The organism is Chitinophaga alhagiae (genome assembly GCF_003568665.1).
GTDB classification, from domain to species: domain Bacteria; phylum Bacteroidota; class Bacteroidia; order Chitinophagales; family Chitinophagaceae; genus Chitinophaga; species Chitinophaga alhagiae.
Genome location: NZ_QXMH01000001.1, coordinates 1,862,401 through 1,885,337, shown reverse-complemented (window position 1 = coordinate 1,885,337; position 22,937 = coordinate 1,862,401). Strand labels below are relative to the sequence as shown.

The 22,937-nt window shown below is 53.8% G+C and carries 19 protein-coding genes; 11 read left to right on the top strand and 8 right to left on the bottom strand.

Translation table 11 applies throughout. The features are described 5' to 3' along the window. Positions 1-90: 90 nt before the first annotated feature. Complete coding sequence (locus D3A97_RS07640) at positions 91-645, top strand: GNAT family N-acetyltransferase (RefSeq protein WP_119077785.1); 555 nt, start codon at positions 91-93, stop codon at positions 643-645. Positions 646-757: 112 nt separating this feature from the next. Here the strand turns inward: D3A97_RS07640 and D3A97_RS07635 are convergent, their stop codons facing one another. Then, positions 758-1,375 (bottom strand): L-threonylcarbamoyladenylate synthase, encoded by a 618-nt coding sequence (locus D3A97_RS07635; protein ID WP_119077784.1) that lies wholly within the window; start codon positions 1,373-1,375, stop codon positions 758-760. Between the two features lie 107 nt (positions 1,376-1,482). Here D3A97_RS07635 and mtgA point away from each other — a divergent pair, with 107 nt between their 5' ends. Next, positions 1,483-2,190, top strand: a complete 708-nt coding sequence (gene mtgA / locus D3A97_RS07630; protein ID WP_119078477.1) for a monofunctional biosynthetic peptidoglycan transglycosylase — start codon at positions 1,483-1,485, stop codon at positions 2,188-2,190. A 79-nt stretch (positions 2,191-2,269) separates the two neighbouring features. Here the strand turns inward: mtgA and D3A97_RS07625 are convergent, their stop codons facing one another. The 4 genes from D3A97_RS07625 to D3A97_RS07610 form a co-directional block, all read right to left on the bottom strand. Then, entirely contained in the window at positions 2,270-2,785 is a 516-nt protein-coding gene (locus D3A97_RS07625; RefSeq protein WP_119077783.1) for an AAA family ATPase, read from the bottom strand. Next, positions 2,782-3,408 carry a nicotinamide riboside transporter PnuC gene (gene pnuC, locus D3A97_RS07620; RefSeq protein ID WP_119077782.1) on the bottom strand — a complete coding sequence of 209 codons (627 nt, stop codon included), beginning with the start codon at positions 3,406-3,408 and terminating at the stop codon, positions 2,782-2,784. Before pnuC ends, D3A97_RS07625 begins: the two co-directional genes overlap by 4 nt. 52 nt (positions 3,409-3,460) lie before the next feature. Then, complete coding sequence (locus D3A97_RS07615; RefSeq protein WP_119077781.1) at positions 3,461-5,116, bottom strand: PNGase F N-terminal domain-containing protein; 1,656 nt, start codon at positions 5,114-5,116, stop codon at positions 3,461-3,463. 85 nt (positions 5,117-5,201) lie between these two features. After that, positions 5,202-5,783, bottom strand: a complete 582-nt coding sequence (locus tag D3A97_RS07610) for a NifU family protein (RefSeq protein ID WP_119078476.1) — start codon at positions 5,781-5,783, stop codon at positions 5,202-5,204. A gap of 118 nt (positions 5,784-5,901) precedes the next feature. Between D3A97_RS07610 and D3A97_RS07605 the strand changes: the two genes are divergently transcribed. Beyond that, complete coding sequence (locus tag D3A97_RS07605) at positions 5,902-6,354, top strand: methylglyoxal synthase (protein ID WP_119077780.1); 453 nt, start codon at positions 5,902-5,904, stop codon at positions 6,352-6,354. A 189-nt stretch (positions 6,355-6,543) separates the two neighbouring features. Here D3A97_RS07605 and D3A97_RS07600 read toward each other — a convergent pair whose 3' ends face one another. Continuing rightward, complete coding sequence (locus D3A97_RS07600; RefSeq protein WP_119077779.1) at positions 6,544-7,575, bottom strand: DUF3500 domain-containing protein; 1,032 nt, start codon at positions 7,573-7,575, stop codon at positions 6,544-6,546. 721 nt (positions 7,576-8,296) lie between these two features. On the opposite strand from D3A97_RS07600, the gene D3A97_RS07595 reads away from it, so the two are divergent. The 4 genes from D3A97_RS07595 (at position 8,297) to D3A97_RS07580 (ending at position 17,558) form a co-directional block, all read left to right on the top strand. Then, positions 8,297-9,835, top strand: coding sequence for a glycoside hydrolase family 10-like protein (locus tag D3A97_RS07595; RefSeq protein ID WP_119077778.1), 1,539 nt, complete (start codon positions 8,297-8,299; stop codon positions 9,833-9,835). A gap of 272 nt (positions 9,836-10,107) precedes the next feature. Continuing rightward, entirely contained in the window at positions 10,108-14,640 is a 4,533-nt protein-coding gene (gltB, locus tag D3A97_RS07590) for a glutamate synthase large subunit (RefSeq protein WP_119077777.1), read from the top strand. A 35-nt stretch (positions 14,641-14,675) separates the two neighbouring features. Further along, complete coding sequence (locus tag D3A97_RS07585; protein WP_119077776.1) at positions 14,676-16,151, top strand: glutamate synthase subunit beta; 1,476 nt, start codon at positions 14,676-14,678, stop codon at positions 16,149-16,151. A gap of 273 nt (positions 16,152-16,424) precedes the next feature. Beyond that, positions 16,425-17,558 carry a terpene synthase family protein gene (locus D3A97_RS07580; protein WP_119077775.1) on the top strand — a complete coding sequence of 378 codons (1,134 nt, stop codon included), beginning with the start codon at positions 16,425-16,427 and terminating at the stop codon, positions 17,556-17,558. 11 nt (positions 17,559-17,569) lie between these two features. Here D3A97_RS07580 and D3A97_RS07575 read toward each other — a convergent pair whose 3' ends face one another. Continuing rightward, on the bottom strand, positions 17,570-19,330 hold the full coding sequence (locus D3A97_RS07575) for an ATP-binding response regulator (RefSeq protein WP_198673890.1): 1,761 nt from the start codon (positions 19,328-19,330) through the stop codon (positions 17,570-17,572). Positions 19,331-19,509: 179 nt separating this feature from the next. On the opposite strand from D3A97_RS07575, the gene ypfJ reads away from it, so the two are divergent. Then, complete coding sequence (gene ypfJ / locus D3A97_RS07570) at positions 19,510-20,349, top strand: KPN_02809 family neutral zinc metallopeptidase (RefSeq protein ID WP_119077773.1); 840 nt, start codon at positions 19,510-19,512, stop codon at positions 20,347-20,349. 6 nt (positions 20,350-20,355) lie between these two features. Beyond that, the gene (locus D3A97_RS07565; RefSeq protein ID WP_119077772.1) at positions 20,356-20,910 is read left to right on the top strand and encodes a putative glycolipid-binding domain-containing protein; all 555 of its coding nucleotides are present in this window, start codon (positions 20,356-20,358) and stop codon (positions 20,908-20,910) included. On the opposite strand, the gene D3A97_RS07560 is transcribed toward D3A97_RS07565, so the two are convergent. Further along, positions 20,901-21,971, bottom strand: a complete 1,071-nt coding sequence (locus D3A97_RS07560; RefSeq protein WP_119077771.1) for a lipase family protein — start codon at positions 21,969-21,971, stop codon at positions 20,901-20,903. The genes D3A97_RS07565 and D3A97_RS07560 overlap by 10 nt on opposite strands. 57 nt (positions 21,972-22,028) lie before the next feature. On the opposite strand from D3A97_RS07560, the gene D3A97_RS07555 reads away from it, so the two are divergent. After that, complete coding sequence (locus D3A97_RS07555; protein ID WP_119077770.1) at positions 22,029-22,526, top strand: GNAT family N-acetyltransferase; 498 nt, start codon at positions 22,029-22,031, stop codon at positions 22,524-22,526. A gap of 11 nt (positions 22,527-22,537) precedes the next feature. Next, positions 22,538-22,921, top strand: a complete 384-nt coding sequence (locus D3A97_RS07550; protein ID WP_119077769.1) for a septal ring lytic transglycosylase RlpA family protein — start codon at positions 22,538-22,540, stop codon at positions 22,919-22,921. Positions 22,922-22,937 lie beyond the last annotated feature (16 nt).

Genomic DNA, 22,937 nt, shown 5'->3' with positions numbered 1-22,937 from the left:
TCCCGTCCTGTATATTTGTCATCCCGGATCTGTCAATTCTTTGTTGGCATGCCCCTTGCATTTCCGGAAATCCTTTACTAGTTTTCATATATGATCCAAACCACAAGGTTACAGTTGTTGCCCTGCACGTTGAAATATTTTGAAGCGTTGCTGCATGGGAATGAAGCATTAGCCCAGACTTTAGGAGTAGATGTACCGGAAAACTGGACGGAATTTCCTGAAATGGTGTTGGTAGCTTACGATAAGTTGCGGAATGATCCGGCTTTGCTGGGATGGTTCTTTTATTTGGCCATTCACAAGGCAGACAACCGCCTCATTGGCACCGGCGGCTTTAAAGGCCGCCCTACACCGGATGGCGTGGTAGAGATCGGCTACGAAATATCTGTTGATTACCGCGAGCAGGGCTACGCCACGGAGATGGCGGAAGTGCTGATCCGTTTTGCATTTAACCATGCATACGTTCAGAAGGTAATTGCGCATACCCTGGAAGAATATAACGCGGCCGTAAAAGTGCTGCAGAAATGCGGCATGCGCTTTGGCGGCGCCGTAAACGGCACAGAGGCCGACCAGCTGTGGCGCTGGGAAATTACGCGCGAACAGTATGAGGCCACCCAAACCGCTCATCAAACAACCGGCCTGCCATAAAATTGAAGAGCGGTACTTGTATGACGCCGTTCTTTTTTGTGCCATGCCGGAACGGTGCTTTTGCACCGGCTGCTATGTTTACAGTGCTTGCTCTACGCCGCGGCTCTTTCCGCTACACCAGCTCTTCCCAACTGCCGGCCCCTTCCCTTACCAGCTCCGGCTCCGGCCCGGTACAGTCCACCACGGTAGAGGCAACAATGCCGCCCGGCCCGCCATCTACCACAATATCCACCAGCTTGCCAAATTTGTCATGGATGATCTCGGGGTCTGTATATTCTTCCACGTACGCTTCTACCGGTAAAGACGTGCTCATGATGGGATTGCCCAGCTCTTTCACCAGCGTGCGGCAGATCAGGTTGTCAGGCACGCGGATGCCCACGGTGTCCCGTTTTGTTTTCAGCATTTTGGGCACCTGCCGGCTGGCTGGCAATATGAACGTGTATGGCCCCGGCAATGCTTTTTTCAGCAGCCGGAACAGCGGGGTGTCCACGCTTTTGGTATAGTCTGTAAGATGGCTGAGATCGTAACAGATAAAAGAAAAATGCGACTTTTTAGGATCTATGCCTTTGATGCGGCAAATACGCTCCACCGCACCGGGCTTGAAAATATCGCAGCCCATACCGTACACCGTATCAGTAGGGTAGATCACCACGCCCCCGTCTTTCAGGCACTCGATAATTGTTTTCAGGTTACGCGGGTTCGGATTTTGCGGATGCAGTTCCAGTCTCATAATTCCTGTTTGTATAAGATTATAACAATCAATGCTGCGGCAATGTTGCTGTTGAAAAATACGCAATAATCTTGCTAACTTTCCGCCCGATATTGAAAAACACCTGGATGAAATTAAAAGGCATTGTTCCCAGAACCTGGCGACTGTTAAAAAAAATATTCCTCATACTGTTTGTTGCGCAACTGTTGTACATCATCCTGCTCCGCTGGGTAAACCCGCCTGTTACGGTTACCATGATCAGCAGCTGGTTCAGCCTTTGGGGCACAGACAAGTCTTTTCAGCGTGACTATGTGCGGCTGAACGAAATGTCCCAGCACGTAAAGCTGGCGGCCATAGCCAGCGAAGACCAGCTTTTCCCCGACCATGACGGGTTTGATTTCAAGTCTATTGAAAAGGCCATGAAGCACAACAAAAAGAGCAAAAAGATAAGAGGGGCCAGCACCATCAGCCAGCAGGTAGCCAAAAACGTTTTTCTCTGGCAGGGCCGCAGCTACCTGCGCAAGGGACTTGAAGTGTACTTTACGTTCATGATAGAAAAGGTCTGGGGCAAGAAGCGCATACTGGAAGTATACCTGAACGTGGCGGAAACGGGCGAAGGCATTTTTGGCGTGGAAGCCGCCGCGCAGGCCTATTACAAAAAACCCGCCGCCAACCTCAACCGGGAAGAGTCTGCCATGATCATTGCCTGCCTGCCCAACCCCGTTTCATATACCGTAGTGCCGCCGGCGCGTATCACCTATAACCGGCAGCGCCGCATCCTGCTCCAGATGCGCAACCTGGCGGGCGACAAGGATGTGGCGGAGCTGGTGAAATAGTATTTCCCCCAACGCCCGGGCGCCTGCTTCCGCGGGGCGGGCCGGGAACTTTTTACCGGCCGTGCAAAACCCCGCTGCTCTACAACATGCTGTTCACCGCCGCAATAGCCGCCTGCAGCCTTTCCTCCTGCCCGCCGCGGATGTCTGCCCAGGGCTGGCCTGTATTGATCACAATATCCCGGTAAATGTTATAGAAGTAAACGCGTTCTTCCGGCCGCGGGTGCTCCCGCAGCGGATCATCTACCCAGGGTACGTCAATGTAGGTCAGCAGGTAGCCGTTGTATTCTCGGGCAGCGATCATTTGCAGGATGCGCGGGTCGCAATCGCCATATTTTGCTTCGCTCCACACTTTGATCACCTGCAGGTCTGTATCGCAGATGAGCAGGCTGTTCGCCTTTGCGGCGGCTTCATCTTCCAACCGCAACTGCCCTTCGGCAATGGTGAGCAGATCATCCTTTTCGTATGGCCGGCGCAATGTTTCCAGGTAGCCCCTCGCAAACTCTCTCACCCAAACGGTATTGAAATGCTCCGCCAATGCCGCGCTCAAGGTGCTTTTGCCGGTAGACTCCGGCCCTATGACCACAATTTTTTTCAAGGCTTGTTTTCGTTTGGTTGCAGGCGGTAAAGTTTCAGCCAGTGAAAATAACCGTTCACCGCTACAATGAACAGGAAGATAGTTAAAAATGCATACAACGGCTGCGCTTTATAGAACAGCAGCGGTACGGCCACAAGATTGGAGATGTTCAGAAAGATCCAGTTTTCCAGCTTCCGTTTGGCCAGCAGCCACATGCCGCTCCAGGCCGTTGAGGAAACAAAGGCGTCCAGCACGGGTACGTTGGAGTCTGAGAACCGGTGCAGTACCAGGTAAATAATGCCCCAGCCTATCAGCGCAATGCCCGTGGCAATGCCCAGCTCCCGCCGGTCCGTCCGGGATATTTCCACCTCCTGGTTGCGGCGGTCTTTATGCGTCCAGTGGTACCAGCCATATACGCTCATGGTAAAATAATACACGTTCAGCGCCGCTTCCCCATATAGGCCTACGGCGGGCTGCACGTAGGCGTAAACGATCAGGGCCGTGCTGATAATGCCCGTAGGGTACACCCACACGCTGTTCTGCCGGGAGCACAATACGCTCAGCACGGCAAAGAACACCGCCGTAATGTCTATCCACGTCATTTGCCGCAGCCCTGTTGTAATTCCCTGTAAAAGTTCTTGCATATAAAAAAAGCAGGAGGCTGCGTTGAACGGCCTCCTTTTTAGAAAGTTTCTTTTATTCTTTTTCCCCGATCAGCACGCCGGAAACGTTCCAGGCGCTGAAACTGCCGCCTTCCGGCTTGCCCAGCGGAATGGCCACCTGCAGGGTATGCGTGCCGGCGCCCAGCTGCGGTAACGGAATATCTACCGGCAGGGTCAAAGTGCCGGGGCACCAGTTGGAGCGGCTCAGGTCTGAAGAAGACAGGCCGTTGCCAAAATTACCCGAAGCGGGGTTCAGCAGGCGGTAGGTAGCACAGTCTTCCCGCCAGGGGGTAAAGTGGTACACCCTTTTGCCATCCGCAAAGATCTCGTTCTGCTTGGGCACAAACTCGTCACCGCCGCCCCAGCCGCCATGGCCGGTAGTAATGTAACGCAGCTTCAGGTTTTTTACGCCTTCGGGAATGTTGACCGTTACGGTGAGGGAGTCTGTGTCAAACATTGTCCCGTATTCCTGCCCGGCCATTTCCATCAGGTTGGTGCTGTTGAAAACCGGCAGGAGCCAGGCTTTGGAAGCGGCATTGTTTTCCCCTTCGTAACCCGGGTAGTATTTGAACCGCAGGCTGGCCTTGTGGCCGCCCTTGTCATAATTGCCGATAAATATACCGATCCATACTTCTCCCTGCAAGCGCGGCAGCAGGGCGGTAATATCCTGTTTGTACACGGCGGAGTCTGCCCAGTTATACCCCTTGATCTTTGCCTGGGCGTTGAAATGCCCTACGCCAAAGGGCGTGAAGAAACGCATCAGCTCCAGCGGGGGCAGGTAATTTTCTGTTGCCGTTACGCCCTGGTATTTTTTGCCGTTGCGGGCCGTGTATACCGGTAACGCCTGTACGCCTTTTTCAAGCCCGTCCAGGAAAGACACGGCTTTGTCTGTAGGGATCATGAATACCGAGCCCGTACGGTCATACGCATCGCCGTTGGAATATTCTACCAGCTCTGCAAACAGCCGCTGGCCGGGCTTTGTGGCCGGCAGGGCCACTTTTTTGAGTATCACCGTGCCGCCTGAAAACCGGTAAGTGGCGTTGAGCTGTTCCGGCGCGGGGTTATGCGTATTGTTGCCGAAGGCGATCTGTTCCCTGTCAAAAATGTTCAGCGTGGTATAGCGGCTTTCTATCACCTGCCGCTGGTAGGTTGGCTCGTCTACCAGCTGGCCCCAGGATGCCGGCCAGGCCAGTTCCTCTTTTGTTACGGGGCGGTAGCTGATGTTTTTGGCAAAAGTTTCGGTATTGCCGTTGCGGATGGTTTTCAGTACCAGGCCCAGCCCGGGCGCAATGGTGAGGTGGGGGCTGCCTTTGATCTTCAGGTGGTTGGTATACCATACTTCAATGGTGTTGGAACGGATGAAGACCTTTGCCTTTTTGCAGGGAATGCCCAGGATGGTGTCAATACCCGGTAACAGCTCGGGTTTTGCGTATTCCGAAAAGTCCTTTTTAAGGGTATAGCCGCCCAGTACCTGGTAGCTGGCCTTTTGGCCGGTGTGCAAAAACTGTTGCTCCGTTTGCCTTCCCTGCGGCGCCAGCCTCACCTGGGCGCCTTTGATAAAAATCTGTTGTTCACCGCGGGATTCTTTCCCATTGTTGCGGAAGCCATACGTAACCACGGCCTCTGCCTGCTGTGCCCGCACCTGCGCGCCGCACAGGCAGAACACGCATCCTAATACGATCCATCTCATGGGTGTAAAGCTAATTAATCGGCACAATAAAAAAGCGCAACCGGCAAGGCTGCGCTTCTAACACTATCATTCACTCAACTATGGCTTATTCTGCTTCTGCCACCACTTCTTTCACTTCCGGGATCATACGCTTCATCATGCCTTCAATACCGGCTTTCAGCGTAATCATGGAAGAGGGGCAGCCTGAACATGAGCCCTGCAGCATAAGGGTTACCACTCCGTCGTGGTAGTCTTTGAACTGGATGGCGCCGCCGTCCATTTCTACTGCGGGTTTTACATGGTTTTCCAGCAACTCCTTGATGCGTTGCACCACATCGCTCTCATCACCGCTGAATGCGGGCGCGGTCACGATCTTGTCCTCATTGATCACCGGGCGGTTATCTTCCAGGTACTCTTTCAGGAACTGTTTGATGGTGGGGATCACGTCCGTCCAGTCTGTATCATTGGTTTTGGTGAGCGTTACAAAGTTGCTGCAGATGAACACCCCCCTGATGAACGGGAAGGTGAACAGTTCTGCCGCCAGCGGAGAAGGCTCGGTGCTGGCCGCATCGGGGAAATCAATAGATTTATTCGGATACAGGAGCTTGTTCACCACAAACTTCATCGTTTCCGGGTTCGGCGTCATTTCCGTATAGATACTAATAATGGGATTTCCTGTTTTTATCATTATATCAACAATTTTCTCCTGCAAAATTAGCAAAAATTGCCGACACTCCCGCCGGTCTTTTTCTCTTGCCAGCGCAAACAGGCTACCTTCAACTCGTCTATTTAATTATTTTTGCAATATGCAACTAACTAAAACCCTGCACGCCCGCAAGCGGATTGCCTTAATTGCGCATGACCATAAGAAAGCGGAGATGCTGGAATGGGCTATTTACAACAAAACGGTGCTGGCCCGCCATGAGCTGTACGCCACGGGTACCACCGGCAAACTGATCGAAGAGGCGCTGGACGTGTCTGTGCGCAAGCTGCTGAGCGGCCCGCTGGGTGGCGACCAGCAGATAGGGGCGGCCGTAGCGGAAGGCCGTATTGACGTGATCATCTTTTTCTGGGACCCCATGGAGGCCCTGCCCCATGACCCGGACATCAAGGCGCTGCTGCGTTTAGGCGTGGTGTGGAACATCCCGATGGCCAGCAACAGGGCGTCTGCCGACTTTTTGCTCACATCGCCCCTGATGCACCAGGAGTATTCGGCTATTCTGCCAGATTACAGCCAGTACCTGGGCCGCAAGGTATAAGGGCCGCGCCGGCGGTATTTTCCGGTTCAATTCCACAAAAAGTTCATGTTTTACAGAGCGAAGGGAAAGGTTTTCTATTGTACCTGGAGAGTTAGCTATGCCGTCAATGGACGTTCCGGCTCAGGTTCCCCGCGGCACCTGCCGCTGGCCGGTTACGCCCGCGTTGCCCTTTGAGCCGGCCGCCTCCTATTACCGGCTTCCCACATGCGCCTGCCGGTAGTGCTGCAGCAGCATATCCTCCCCGAAATCATTTTTCAGGTCGCGGAAGGTAGTGTGCACATGGTTGGCATTGTTCTGCGTGTTATCATATTCTATAATGAAGGTGGGGCCCTGGATACGGTAATAATGCGCTGTTCCCCAGGTTTTGCCCCCGGCCCAGGCAAAATGCAACTGCTCCCAGCCCGAAGCGCTGATCTCTTTCCACAACAGATCCGCCATCAGCTTGGTATAGCGGTCTACATACACCGCCACCAGTTTTTTCAGTATTTGCTGCTGTTTGGCCTGCATTTGCCCAAAGCCCAGCCCGGGCGGGTCTTGCAGCCAGGCTTTGCGTTTATTGCCGGTAATGATGTCTGCCGGGGCTTTTTCCGCTACCAGCGCTTGCTCCAACTGCCTGGTATCCAGGGTTTTTAGCAGTTCAAATGCCAGCGCGGACTCCTCTTTGAGAATCTGGCGGCCTTTGTGCGGGCCTTCCGGCACTATGGCCGGGTTGGCGCCCATAAAAGCAGGCGTGCCGGCCACCAGGGTATTGGTAACGGCGGAGAAGTTCAGGGAGAGGTGATGCCCCTCCATCCGCCAGCCCCAGGGCCTGCCGGCCCCCGGCTCCCCGAAAATGGAGAAATAGTACTTGCCCGGGTGGCGGTACTCATCATCCGGCCCGCGGCCTTCCAGCGCCCGCAGCACGTACTCGGTTTCCACAATGGTAGTGGCTTTTTTGTACCCGTCTGCGCTCAGGCAGGCCTTGAGGAGGGTATAGGCCCGGGCACGCTGGGCATCCGTCATGTCCTTGAGCGGAAGGCCTTTCCGGGCACGGGGTACAAAGTGCCAGTTGAAACGTTCTTCTTCTTCCCAGGAGAAACAGGCCTGCCGCCGGGCGGCCGTGTCCAGCACGGTCAAAAAATCCCGGGCGGCCTTTTCAATAGCGCCGGAAGAAGATTGGGCCGAGGCAGCGCCCTGTATTAACAAGGCATATATAATAATAAGGAGGGCGTGCTTTTTCATGATGCGTGGAATGAAGCCAGATCAAAATACAACAGTTTTTGCGGGAAAGGAAGCCGGCGCGGGGTTTATACACCGATTTTGAGGGTCTTTTCTGCGGGAAAGCGGCGCCTTTAAATACGCGGGCCGCAAGGTTTATGCATTGATGCGCTTCGATGGTCTCTTCTGTGGGAAAGCGGCGCCTTTAAATACGCGGGCCGCAAGGTTTATGCATTGATGCGCTTCGATGGTCTCTTCTGTGGGAAAGTGGCGCCTTTAAATACGCGGGCCGCAAGGTTTATGCATTTTCATTGGCTTCTAAAGGCTGTTTTGTCCGGAGTAGCGTCCTAAAACAAGAGCGCGCCAGGGCCGCCCGTTACGCCCTTATCTTTTTTTGTTTGAAAAACTATCAGGAACAGCCCCCATATATGGTGTATTTCACATATCCAACCACATCAATGCCAGCTCATTTCCACACCATCTCCATGTCATTTCCGCATCAAGTCCACGTACCCTTTACTGATCCTTGCTTCCACATAGGGTTACAGGCCTGTTACCCGGCGTAAATACAGTACCGGCAAGGCTCCCCTGCCCCGTTAAAATAACACCGGTTTGCCGGATCTTAAAACCGCCTTAAAAAAAACATGATTCCCCACTATTGCTGAAAATGAAGCAGTTCCGTATTTGGGATTTGACAGCGCGCGCTTTATTTTCGCAGTTTTCAGGGATAAACGTTACAGGAAAAATGGTGAAGTACTTACTGGCGGGTTTATTATGGTGCGGCATGGTGCGGCAAAGCAGCGCACAGCTCCCTCCCAAGCGGGAAATGAGAGCAGTGTGGATAGCCACTATTGAGAACATAGACTGGCCTTCGCGCAAGGGGCTCAACTCCCAGCAGCAGCAACAGGAGTTTATTGCCCTGCTGGAAAAACACCAGCGCAATGGTATCAACACCATCATTTTCCAGGTGCGCCCCGTTAGCGATGCTTTTTATCCCTCCCCTTACGAGCCCTGGAGCGAATACCTCACCGGCCGGCAAGGCCAGCCGCCCATCCCGTACTACGACCCGCTGGAGTTCATGATAACGGAAACGCATAAACGCGGCATGGAATTTCACGCCTGGTTCAATCCCTATCGCGCCGTGGCCAACATCCGCAGCAGCAGCATTGCCCCCAACCACATTACCCGCCTCAAGCCGCAGTGGTTTGTGACGTACGGGGACAAAAGATATTTCGACCCCGGCATTCCCGAGGCCCGCAGCTATGTGACCGATGTGATCCGCGACGTGGTGCGCCGCTACGATATTGACGCCGTGCATTTTGACGATTATTTCTATCCCTACCGCATTGCCAACCGGGAGTTCCCTGACGGCAACTCCTACCGCGCCTACGGCAAGGGCCTGGCTATTGACGACTGGCGCCGCTTCAACGTAGACACCATTATCCAGATGCTGAGCAAGGCCATCAAGGCGGAAAAGCCCTGGGTGAAATTCGGCATCAGCCCCTTTGGCGTTTGGCGCAACCGGGATAAAGACCCTGACGGCTCCCCCACCCGCGGCGCCCTCGCCAATTATGACGACCTCTATGCCGATGTGATCAAATGGCAGCGCCTGGGCTGGATAGACTACCTGATGCCGCAACTGTACTGGGAGTTTGGCCACCGCCTGGTGCCTTTTGACGTGTTGGTGAACTGGTGGGCCGCCCATGCCTACGGCCGGCATATGTACATTGGCCACGGCGCTTACCGCATTGGCAGCTCCGCCGCCTGGCGGGACCCGGGAGAAATGCCCCGGCAGATACAGGCTACCCGTGCCCTGGCCACCATCCAGGGCAGCGCCTTCTACAGCTCTAAGTCTTTTGACGGCAACCACCTGGGCATCGGGGATTCCCTCCGCCACCACTTTTACCGCTACCCCGCCCTGCGGCCTACCATGCCCTGGCTGGACAATACCGCTCCCAAGGCCCCCTATTTTACGGACGCCTTTGAAAAGGCAGACGGGCTGGAGGTGCGCTGGGCGGATGACGATACCACGGGCCAAACCCGCCAGTACGTACTGTACCGCTTTGAAGAAGGCCAGGTAGTGAACGTGAACGACCCCACGAAAATAATTGGGATAGTACCGCAGATGCCTGACCCGGTGGTGATAGATCATAGTTACATTAAAGGGCGTAATTATATTTATATAGTTACCGCTCTTGACCGTATGCAAAATGAAAGTATGATCAGCGATCCGCTGCGGGTAGAAATGAGGGCCGGGCGGGTGCATTTTGAGTTTGAGCCCTGACGCAGAGAGTTTTACACAACTTGTTACCAAAGCCGGGCGCCACCCGGCTTTTTTGGCGCCCAAAACCCCGTTCAATTTTCATAATTTTCAAATGGAATGGCTCCCCATTTTAAATATTTCTAAATTTTCACCGTTTAATAGAGTTTTATGTAAAAAATCCCGCATTCTCTTAGTATCTTTAAACCTGTTCCCAAGCAATTACGGTACATCCATCCGGCGGGGCTTACCCCAAAGGGAGGTGTGTATCTGAAAAGGAAAAAATCTAAACGCCAATGCGAAAAGTGAGCCAAGTGCAAGAAGGTTTGTATCGTCCGGAATTTGAACACGACGCGTGCGGTACAGGCTTTACCGCACATATTAAAGGGCGCAAGTCCCACCAGATCATCCGGGATGCTTTAACCATGTTGGAAAACATGGAACATCGCGGGGCCTGCGGGTGCGAGCGCACTACAGGCGACGGAGCCGGCATCATGATCCAGATGCCGCATGAGTTTTTATATGCAGAATGTCTGAAACTGGGTATCCGCCTGCCTGAACTGGGCAAGTACGGAGTGGGCATGGTATTCTTCCCGAAAGAGCCCCGCTGGCGCGAAGAGTGCCGCGAAATCATACAACGCTGCGCCGAAAAGGTCGGGCTGGACATACTGGGCTACCGCAAAGTGCCCGTACGCCCGGACGGGATCGGTGAAACGGCGCTTTCCGTAGAACCGGAAATCGAACAACTGTTCATCGCCTGCCCCTACCAGGTCTCCGATCCGGAAGAGTTTGAGCGTAAACTGTTTGTACTGCGTAACTATATTACCAAAACCGTTCGCAACTCCATCCCGAAAGACAAAGCGGAGATCTATTTCGCCTCCCTTTCCCACAAAACCATCGTATATAAAGGCCAGCTTACCACCTACCAGGTAGGCCATTATTATACAGACCTGCGGGACGAAAGGATGGTATCCGCATTCGGCCTCATTCACAGCCGCTTTGCCACCAACACCTTCCCCAGCTGGAAACTGGCGCACCCCTTCCGGTACATTGCCCACAACGGCGAGATCAACACGCTGAAAGGCAACCTCAACTGGCTGCGCGCCGGCGAAACCAGCTTCGTGACCAAATATTTTACACCGGAAGAGATGGAAATGCTCGCCCCCATTGTAGAAGATGGTCAGTCAGACTCCGCCAGCCTTGACAATGTAATTGAACTGCTGAACCTCACCGGCCGCTCCCTCCCCCATGTAATGATGATGCTCATCCCCGAAGCATGGGACGGTAACAACGACATGGACCCGGTGAAAAAAGCATTCTACGAATACCACGCCTCCCTCATGGAGCCCTGGGACGGCCCCGCTTCTATCTCCTTCACAGATGGCAAGATCATCGGCGCCACGCTAGACAGGAACGGCCTGCGCCCCTCCCGCTTTGTGGTAACGAAAGACGACCGGGTGATCATGGCCTCCGAAGCAGGCGTGCTCCCCATCGATCCCAAGAACGTAAAGGAAAAAGGCCGCCTGCAGCCAGGCAAAATGTTTGTGGTGGATATGGAACAGGGCCGCATCATCGGTGATGAGGAACTGAAACAGAACATCTGCTCGCAACAGCCCTATGCAGAATGGCTGAATAAATACAAGATCCGCCTGGCTGAGTTGCCGGAACCCCGCGTAACCTTCACCCATCTTGAAAAAGAGCAGATCTTCAAATACCAGCGCGCTTTCGGTTATTCTACCGAAGACCTGGAATCCATCATTGCCCCCATGGCCATTGATGGCAAAGAGCCCATCGGCTCCATGGGTACAGACGTGCCCCTGGCCATTCTCAGCGATCAGCCGCAGCACATCACCAGTTACTTCAAACAATTGTTCGCACAGGTAACCAACCCGCCCATAGACCCGATCAGGGAAAGACTGGTCATGTCACTGGCCACCTTCCTGGGCAACAACGGCAACCTGCTGGACGAGGACCCGCTGCACTGCCACAGCGTGGCGCTGCCGCACCCCGTGCTCACCAACTATGAACTGGAAAAGATTCGCAGCATAGATACCGGCATCTTCCAGGCTAAAACGCTCCACACCTATTTCAAGGCAGACGGTAAACCCGGCTCCATGGAAAAAGGCCTGGCGCGCCTGTGCCGCTACGCGGTAGATGCCGTGGAAGACGGGTTCGAAGTGATCATCCTGTCAGACCGGGCCATTGACTCTGAACATGCTGCCATTCCTTCCCTGATGGCGCTTTCCGCTGTACACCACCACCTCATCCGCAAAGGTTACCGCGGCCAGGTAGGCCTGGTAGTGGAAGCCGGCGACGTATGGGAAGTACACCACTTTGCCTGCCTCCTCGGGTTTGGCGCTACCGCCATCAACCCTTACCTGGCGCTCAGCACCATCCGCGACATGCGCCTTAGCGGCAAGCTGCAGACCGAGCTGGATGTAGACAAACTCAAAAAGAACTACATCAAGGCCGTATGCGAAGGCCTGCTGAAGGTATTCTCCAAAATGGGCATCTCCACCCTGCAGTCTTACCAGGGCGCACAGATATTTGAAATACTCGGCATCAACAAAACCGTTGTTGACAAGTACTTCACCGGCGCCGTGTCCCGCATACAGGGCATGGGGCTTGACCAGATCGCCCAGGAAACCCTGGCCAAACACTGGACCAGCTACGGCCGCAAGGAAACGCCCGTACAGCGCCTCTCTACCGGCGGCGTATACCAGTGGAAACGCAAAGGCGAGTTCCACCTGTTCAATCCTACCACCATTCACCTGCTGCAATATTCCACCAGGATGAATGATTACAATATTTTCAAAAAATACGCCAAGGCCGTTAACGAGCAGAGCGAGAAAGCAGCTACCCTCCGGAGCATGTTCACCTTCAAGCGTAACCGGCCTGCCGTGCCGCTGGAAGAAGTGGAACCGGCGGAAAGCATCCTGAAACGTTTTGCCACCGGGGCTATGAGCTTTGGCTCCATCAGCCATGAGGCCCACTCCACACTGGCCATTGCCATGAACCGCATTGGCGCAAAAAGCAATACCGGCGAAGGGGGTGAAGACGAAATGCGGTACGAGCTGCTGCCCAACGGAGACTCTATGCGCTCCGCCATCAAGCAGGTGGCTTCCGCCCGCTTTGGGGTAACCAGCTACTACCTCACCAATGCAGACGAGCTGCAGATCAAGATGGCGCAGGGCGCCAAGCCCGGCGAGGGCGGCCAGCTGCCCGGCCACAAGGTGGATGACTGGATCGGCAAGGTGCGTCACGCTACACCCGGTGTAGGCCTGATCTCCCCGCCGCCGCACCACGACATTTACTCCATTGAAGACCTGGCGCAGCTCATTTTTGACCTGAAGAACGCCAACCGCGCCGCCCGTATCAGCGTAAAACTGGTATCCAAGGCCGGTGTAGGCACTATTGCCGCTGGTGTGGCAAAAGCCCATGCGGATGTGATACTGGTGTCCGGCCACGACGGCGGTACCGGCGCATCTCCCATCAGCTCTATCAAACACGCCGGCCTGCCCTGGGAACTGGGCCTGGCGGAAACACATCAAACCCTTGTTCGCAATAAACTCCGCAGCCGCGTAACCGTGCAAACAGACGGGCAGCTGAAAACCGCCCGAGACATTGCCATTGCCACCCTGCTGGGTGCGGAAGAATGGGGTGTGGCTACCGCCGCCCTGGTGGTGGAAGGCTGCATCATGATGCGTAAATGCCACCTCAACACCTGCCCCGTAGGTGTGGCCACGCAAGATCCTGAACTGCGCAAGCGCTTTTCCGGAGACCCGCAGCACGTGGTGAACTTCTTCCACTTCCTGGTGGCTGAACTGCGTGAGATCATGGCGGAACTGGGCTTCCGTACCGTTGAAGAAATGGTGGGCCAGGTAGAAGTGCTGAAAGTACGTGATAACATCACCCACTGGAAATATAAAAACCTGGACCTGTCCCCCATCCTGTACAGGGAACCGGCTGCTGAAGACACCGGCCTGTATAAAATGGAAGAACAAGACCATGGCCTGGCCGAAGTGCTGGACTGGCAGCTGCTGAAAGCCGCCAAACCCGCCCTGGAAAATAAAACCCGCGTGTTTGGCCAGTACAAGGTGAAAAATACGGACAGGACCATCGGCACCATCCTCTCCAACGAGATCTCAAAGGTCTATAAAAGCGAAGGCCTGCCGGAAGATACCGTGCATTTCAAATTCTCCGGCTCCGCCGGCCAGAGCTTCGGCGCGTTCAACACCAAAGGGGTAACGCTGGAGCTGGAAGGAGAAGCCAATGACTACTTTGGCAAAGGCCTGTCCGGCGCCAAGCTCATACTGTACCCTTCAACGGAAGCAGGCTTCAAGGCAGAAGAAAATATCATTGCCGGCAACGTGGCCCTCTACGGCGCTACCTCCGGTGAGGCATATATCCGCGGTAAAGCCGGCGAACGCTTCTGCGTACGCAACTCCGGCGCTACCGTGGTAGTGGAAGGCACCGGGGACCATGGCTGCGAGTACATGACGGGCGGTAAAGCCGTTATACTCGGAGAAACAGGCCGCAACTTCGGCGCGGGCATGAGCGGTGGTATCGCTTTTGTGTACGATGTAAAAGGCAATTTTGCCAACCGCTGCAACCTGGACATGATTGACCTGGACCCGCTGGGCGAAGAGGACGCTGCTTTGCTGCACGACCTGGTGACTAAACACCACGCCTACACGAACAGCACCGTGGCCAAATTCATCCTGAAAGACTGGGAGAACCAGTTGCGCCAGTTTGTGAAAGTATTCCCGAAAGAATACAAGGCGGCACTGACGGCGGCAGCGTCAAAAAGTGTGAAGAGCAAAGCGTAACAATCAACTTTTAAAGAGATCAAGCAGAGACAGATATGGGTAAACCAACAGGATTTCTGGAATTTACAAGGGAGCTGCCCGGCAAGGCAGACCCGAAAAACAGGGTAAAGCATTACAACGAATTTGTGGAGCGCTTCGCTGAGCCAAAGCTCAACGAACAGGCCGCCCGCTGCATGAACTGCGGCGTGCCCTTCTGCCACAGCGGCTGTCCGCTGGGTAACGTGATACCCGAGTTTAACGATGCGGTGTACCGTAAAGACTGGCAGGAGGCGTATGATGTGCTGACCTCTACCAACAACTTCCCGGAATTTACCGGCCGCATTTGTCCGGCCCCCTGTGAAAGCGCCTGCGTGCTGGGCATCAACCAGCCGCCCGTGGCCATTGAGGAAATTGAGAAGCATATTATCGAGATAGCGTTTGACAAAGGCCTGGTAAAAGCCAGGGCCCCCCGTGTACGCACCGGCAAAAAGGTAGCCGTGATAGGCTCCGGCCCCGCAGGCCTCGCTGCCGCCGCGCAGCTGAACTATGCCGGCCATAACGTTACCGTGTTTGAACGGGACGATAAGCCCGGCGGCCTGCTCCGCTACGGCATCCCTGATTTCAAGCTGGAAAAATGGGTGGTAGAACGCAGGGTGGCGCTCATGGAAGAAGAAGGAATTGTGTTCCAATGCAATGCGAACGTAGGTGTGAACGTTAGTGTAAATGACATCCTCCGCGAATACAACGCAGTAGTACTGGCCGGCGGCTCCACCATTCCACGTGACCTCGCCATCCCCGGCCGCGAATTGAAAGGTGTACATTTTGCGATGGACTTCCTCAAACAGCAGAACAAACGCGTAAGCAAACTGCCCGTAGAGGGAGAAGATATACTGGCTACCGGCAAAAACGTGATCGTGATCGGCGGTGGAGACACCGGCTCAGACTGTGTGGGCACTTCCAACCGCCATGGCGCTAACAGCGTTACCCAGCTGGAGCTGATGCCCAAACCTCCGGGCATGCGTACGGAGTTTATGCCCTGGCCCACCTATCCCATGGTGCTGAAAACGTCTTCTTCTCACGAAGAAGGGGCTGACCGCCAATGGGCCATTGCCACCAAAGAATTTGTGGGCGATGGTAAAGGCAACCTGAAAGGCCTGAAGCTGGTAAACCTGGAATGGACGGTTAGCGGAGACGGGCGCCCCGCGCGCTGTGTGGAAGTACCAGGCTCTGAAAGAGTAGTTCCCTGTGAGCTGGCCCTGCTGGCCATGGGCTTCATACAACCGCAGCATACCGGCATGATAGACGATCTGGGGGTTGAGACCGATGACCGCGGTAATGTAAAAGCCACGGAAAAAGCATACCAGACCACCATCCCCAAGGTATTTGCAGCTGGCGATATGCGCCGCGGCCAGTCCCTCGTGGTATGGGCGATCAGTGAAGGACGGGAATGTGCCAGAAAGGTAGATGAATTTCTGATGGGCAGCTCCCAACTGGAGAGCAAGGACCACTCTTTGATGTTCCTGTCCATGTAAAAAAGAACTTTTTAAGTCTTCTCATAAGCAGGTTTAGATTTTGTTGTAACCTTCAGCCGGGCCGGGTTTTTACCCGGCCTTTTTTTGTGCCCGCCACTGTGGAAAACTCCCTGTTGATAAATTTCTCTACTGCTGCCAGGCAGCAGATCAAATGCATATAATTTAAGCTAAATCAACATATTAGCCGGCCCTGCAACATGCGCCTGAAAGTGCGTAACTTTTTAGTGATTAACGTCTCTATAACCTTTTTTCTTCACCCTAATTCACCAAGTTATGCCACACAAAGCACTCGGCAATACTACTGCCGTTACTTTAGAAAAAATCAGGAAAGAGTATGCCTTTCTGAGCAGGACCACTACCTTTTCCCTGCAGGAGCTTTTTAACCATGGCTCCTTCCGCCTGGACGAGTATTGTCAGGAATTTAGCCCGCACCCGCAAAGCGACGAGCTGCGTAAAACGGCCAAAGCCTTTGGGGAACAATACGGCGTCTGGCTGGACAATGCCAAACATCACATCACCTGCGCCCTGTTCCTGTACCCCACCGCGGAACCTCACCGTATGCTGAACATGATGAAGAACCTCACCATTGATTTTTACCTGAACGATGTAATGGGCCGCGATGTTTTCCACCAGCTCTCCCGGGAACAACAGCAGGAAGCCAAACAGATCATCCGGCGCATGGGCAAGTACGATCCGCAGCTGCGCATCCCGCCCTCCGCACCGGATATGGAAAAGGCCAACATCGAGGTGCTGCGCAACTTCAGGGATACCTCCCCGGCGGAGTGGTTCAAAAAGTTCCATCGCCTGTACAACTACCACCTCGCCATTACCCACCGCGATAATAACGCAGCGGCCATGGGCCGCATTCAGACGGTAGACGAATATATAGACCTGCGCTGCCACCTGTCTGGCATGCACCATATTGTGCTGTGGGTAGAGTATGGAGACGGTTTGTTCCTTGACTGGAACTGGCTGCGCCAGGCGGGCATAGACCAGGAGCTGGAACGGCTGCATTGGGTAACAGCCGCCTTCGGCGCGCTTTCCAATGACCTCTTCTCTTTCGAAAAAGAAGTGGTACAGAACGGTGCGGATTCCAACCTGCTGATGGTGATAGCGCTCAATGAACCCGAGCTGTCCCTCTTCCAGGTCATCTACCATGCCGCCGCCCTGGTGCGCGAGCTGCTGGTGGAATATGTGCAGCTGCTTGACACTGTGCGCAACCGCTGCGCCCAGCTGCAAGGCACTTTCCCGGAACAGGCCGCGCTGATGGAGATACACCTGGCCGGGCTGGAAAGAGGCGTGCAGGCCAGCTGGATGTGGCAGGTATACACCCAGCGTTACAAACACCCCGAGTCTATCTGGGAAGAAACCCTGCTGGCCACCCCGGAAAAAGTACGTACGGCTTAGGCAGATCAGCCTTATTCCTGTAACTCCCCATTGTTACGGTGCAAATGCTTTTGCAGTAGCTGCAGCAACCTTCTGTGGTCTATGGGTTTTTCAATGAAAGCATCTGCTCCCGCGGCCTCCAGGGCTTCGCGGGAGTCAAGGAACGCATCGCCGGTGGCGACTATTACAGGGATTTCTTTTAGCTGCGGGTCTTTTTTGAGGTAGCGGAGCGTTTCCTCACCATCCATCACGTCCATATGATAATCCAGGATGATCACGTCCGGCATATCTTTTTCCACCAGCTGCAGCAGCTCCAGCCCGTTGTGGGCAATAGATACGTTGCAGCCTATCTGTTTCAGCAAGCGGCTGAGCAGCAGGGCGTTCAGCTCATTGTCTTCCGCAATGAACACGTCTATATTGTTAAGGTTTGATACTTCCGGCTGCTTTTCTTCTGCCGGAATATCTTCTTCCCGCCCTTGCTGCAGGGGCAATGTAGCCGTAAAAACAGTGGGCTTTCCAGGCGGGCTTTCCACCCCTACCGTACCGCCCATGGCCTCTACCTTGTTCTTTACAATGTAGAGCCCCAGGCCGGTGCCTTCCGTGTATTTTCTTTTGTCTGTTATAAAAGGGTCAAATATCACCGCCAGCTTCTCCGGCGTAATGCCGGGCCCTTCGTTAATAACCGAAATGCTCCAGGTCTTTTTATGCCCGGTGATCTTCAACAGCACCACCGTATTTTTTTCTCCGTACTTGATGGCGTTGGCCAGCAGGTTGGTGGTTACCTGTATCAGTTTAAGCGAATCTCCCGTGATGATCTCCGGCATATGCTCAATGCTCAGCCGCAGCTGCATGTTACGGCTGCGGGCCACAACCTTGTTCATTTCTATGGCATGCGCAAAGAACGGTTTCAGCCTGAAAACATTTTCACTTATCTGTTCCGTTTGCCCTGATTCTATCTGCGCCATGTCCATCACATCATTGATAATGTTCCGCGCATTGTTGCTGGCGGCCAGCAGCTGGTCTGTCAGCGGCTCTACGGTTTTCAGCTCTTCGTTCAGCCTGATCTCTTTTTTCAGCAGTTGCGCCACGCCAAAAATGGCGTTCAGCGGCGTGCGCATTTCGTGGATCACCTGGTATACGAACACGCGTTTGAAATCATTGGCCCGTTTCAGTTCGGCGTTAATATCGTTGCTCCTCACGTACGGTTTGCTCACTACCACAATAATATACAGTACCGCCAGCACTACCAGCAGGTGTATCACATAGGCGGTGTTGGTACTGATGGGGATAACGGGCTCCGTATCGTGAAAATAATAGGAGGCTTCCAGCAGGGCCAGCACCACCAGCGCGGAAATGAACGCTATTCTGCGCAGCAGGTCTTCTTTAAAAATGAGGTAAATGATGGACAGCAAAAAAACGATGGTGAACTGCAGCTGCAGCAGCTTGCCCAGCAAAAAGCCGAAATACACAATGGCCATACATTGCAGGAAATAGAGCACCAGGCTGGCCGCTTTGTACCGGCGCCGGTGGTTGAGATAGATAACCCCGCAGTTGATCACGAACTCTGCTGAAATGGCAATGAAGATAGACGGCATGCCGTTCAGGAACCACAGCATAACCGGGGCAATAATAAGAATGACCCCGCCAAAGGCCAGGCTGAGCTTGTTGACCATTACCACCCTGGCTACGGCCTCCTCATCTTTCAGGGGAGCGGTACCCGCTTTCACGAGCCACCTGAATAAGGTTTTCAGCCTGTTGGCAAGGGTAGGATTTCCTTTTGCTACTGATCTCATATTATCAGTGTCAGATGTAGGGTTAAGTTGTAGGTGCATATCTGTTCCTAAGCTAAGCACATATCAGGAATGCATGTAAAACAATACGACTGCTGATCTGCCAGGTAATAAAGTTACAATATTTTCCGGCCAGTATATTTTTATTTAAATTTAGGGGAACTAACTAAAACCTCACCCTTATGCGTTGGCAAGGACGCCGTGAAAGCGGCAATGTTGAAGACCGCCGCGGCTCCCGTGGCGGGCTTGTTGCCGGAGGCGGCATTGGCGCTATTGTGATTGCGCTGCTTTTCTATTTCCTTGGCGGAGACCCCTCTCAGGTGATGAACACCCAGCCGGGCGCGGCCCAGCGGCAAATGTCGCCCCAGGAGCAGGCCAGGGAAGATGAAGCGGCCAGCTTTGTAAGGGTGGTGCTGGCGGAAACGGAAGATGTGTGGAACAAAATCTTTTCAGAGAACAACCAGCAATATAAAGAGCCCCGGCTGGTTCTTTTTACGGATATGGTGCAGTCTGCCTGCGGCAACGCCAGCAGCGCTTCGGGCCCCTTTTACTGCCCGGCAGACCAGCAGGTATACATAGACCTTTCTTTTTATGATGAATTGAAAAACAATCTCAACGCCCCGGGAGATTTTGCCATGGCGTATGTAATAGCCCACGAAGTAGGGCACCACGTGCAGAACCTGCTGGGCATCTCTGAAAAGGTGCAGCACATGCGCGGCCGCCTCAGCGAAACAGAGTATAACAAACTGTCTGTCAAGCTGGAACTGCAGGCAGACTTCCTTGCCGGCGTATGGGCGCACCATACGCAGCAGATGGCCGGCATTATTGAACCGGGAGATATTGAAGAGGCGCTCAATGCCGCCAACGCCATCGGGGATGACCGGCTGCAGCAACAGTCACGCGGCTACGTAGTGCCCGATGCCTTTACCCATGGCACCTCCGCCCAGCGCGTATACTGGTTCAAAAAAGGGTTCCAGACTGGAGATATCAACCAGGGCGATACCTTTAACAGCAATCAATAAGATCACATGAAAAAACAGGTTGTCTGGAAAGGGCTCTATTATCAAATGATGGAGTACTGCAATATTGAAACAACTGAAACGGATATACGAATAGATGGCACCATTGTAGGGTTTGGTGAAGATGCGCCCTTTTCCGTTAGTTATGATATTGTGACAGACAGCGCCTGGCAGATGGCCGCCCTGGAAATGGCCATAGAAAAAGGCGGCGAGTGCTCCTGGATCTCCATTCAGCGGGACCCAGGCGGCCAATGGACGCAAAGCGGCCACGCCCGCCCGGAATGGGAACACTGCATAGATATAGATATTTCACTCACCCCCTTCACCAACACCCTCCCCATCAACCGCCTCCGGCTGGCCCCTGGCGAAAGGCGCCGCCTGGACGTGCTGTACATCCACGTGCTCAAAAATGAAGTGAAACCGGTTGAGCAATTCTACACCCGCCTGCACGAAAACACTTACCTGTATGAAGGTGTGATAAAAGACTTCAAAAGAGAGATACTGGTAGATGAAACCGGCGTAGTGGTAGAATACCCCGGCCTTTTCACCCGCATTCAGTCCTGAACTTTATAGTATTTCCGCAGGAGATACTGGTATGGCTCGTGGCCGTGGTGTATAAAAATATTTTTCCCGTCAAACGGGAAGTGGCGGTGGTATTCTTCATCCGCCAGCAATACCACCGGCGTGCCCGCCGTCATGTAATTATTGCTGAACACGTAGGCCGGCTGCCTGAAACCCGGCAGATGTTTGGAAGATAATTTATAGACAAACCCGCCAAGGTATTTACGGAACCTTTTCACGGAACGGTTGGTGGTACGTGTTAATTTATTATACAGCATATTGCCGTACAACCGAACAAAAAACTTTTGCTTCTTCAGTTCTCCCTTGATGTTGATAAACGGATTGGGGTTATTAAAATCATTTACCGTTTGCAGGGATAGCGGGGTTTCCGGCACCCAGTCCGCACTGTTCACCACGCGGAACGCCCACCCGTTGCGGGTCAGGTTGTCAAAGTCATACGCGTATTGAAGGTTGCCGGGTTTGGGCGCGGCGCTGCAGTAAGTTTTATAACGGATGTCTGCCGGCAGCTCCCGGCAGTATGCAAGATAAGAGCGGGCCAGAAAGGCAATGGCCCCGCCCTGGCTGTGGCCCATCACTATAAATTCTCTGGTGCCGGTTGCATACAGCTCCTTGATATGCGCCACGATGTCTGGCGCCATAAAACCCAGCGCGGCCGTCCAGCCTACATGTACGTAAGCGTTGGCGGTATCTTTAGCCAGCCGGTAAGTAAAAAAAGTGCTGTCTGTCAGCTGCAGCGTTCCCTGCGCGGGTATCATGGCGGCATAAAAATTTGCCAGCCAGCTTTCCAGTTTCCCTACCGTACCGCGTATCAGTATGATCCCCACATTATCGCTCCGCTTCCAGAGGAACCAGCGGTTGTAAAAACCTGTTTCAGGAGAAACATACAGCAGGGTAAAGCCCTCCGGAGATGTAGCGGACGTGTCTCCGCCCTGGGGTAGCTGCAACAATTTACTGTACTCGTCAGGGTCAAAGCCGGGCTTCAGTTGCTGGGCCTGCGCAGGAAAGTAAATGCAGGCCAGTATTCCCAAGAGAAAAATGCGCATTCTTTTTTTTGTAGAATAACAACCAGGGCGCCTCTTTGTTTTTCCGTAAATTGCAGTATGGTGAAAATCATTACGGCCCGGCCGCAGCAGTTGCAGATAGTACGTGAAATAGCGCTGGTTACCTGGCCGCATACTTTCGGGGAAATTCTGTCACCGCCGCAGATAGACTACATGCTGGATATGATGTACAGCCCCGCTGCGCTGCAGCAGCAAACAGCAGAGAAAGGCCACGTTTTTTTGCTGGCGGACGTAGACGGTATATTTGGCGGGTTTGCGGCGTACGAGCTGAACTACAAACAACAACCGGTTTCCAAGTTGCATAAAATATACATCCTCCCCGCCATGCAGGGCAAACAGGTGGGCAAGGCGCTCATTCATGAAGTGGCCCGCATTGCCCGGGAGGCAGGTATGCAGCGGCTTTCACTCAATGTGAACCGCCACAACAAGGCCACCGGTTTTTATGAACGCATCGGCTTCTCCAAAACGGGAGAAGAAGATATAGACATTGGCAATGGTTTTGTTATGAACGATACCATTATGGAAATGCCGCTTTAAGAGATCAGCCTATGACACTACGCAATATGATGTTCCGCTATTTGCTGCCGGCCGCCACCCTGTTTTGCACCACATCCTGTGCCCGCAAGGTAACGGAAGCCGGCAAGGCCTCCTATTATGCAGACAAGTTCCAGGGGCGCAAAACGGCCAGCGGCGAAACGTTTCGCCAGCAAAGGATGACCGCCGCGCACCGCACGCTGCCTTTTGGCACCAAAGTGAAAGTGACCAACCTCGACAACGGCCGCACCATCAAGGTAAAGATCAATGACCGCGGCCCCTTTGTAGCCGGGCGCATCATAGATCTTTCCCGCAAGGCCGCCAACCGCCTCAACATGACCCGCGCGGGCATAGCCAACGTAAAAATCACCTATAAAAAGGCCAAACGGCGGAAATAAGGGAAATTTCACACGA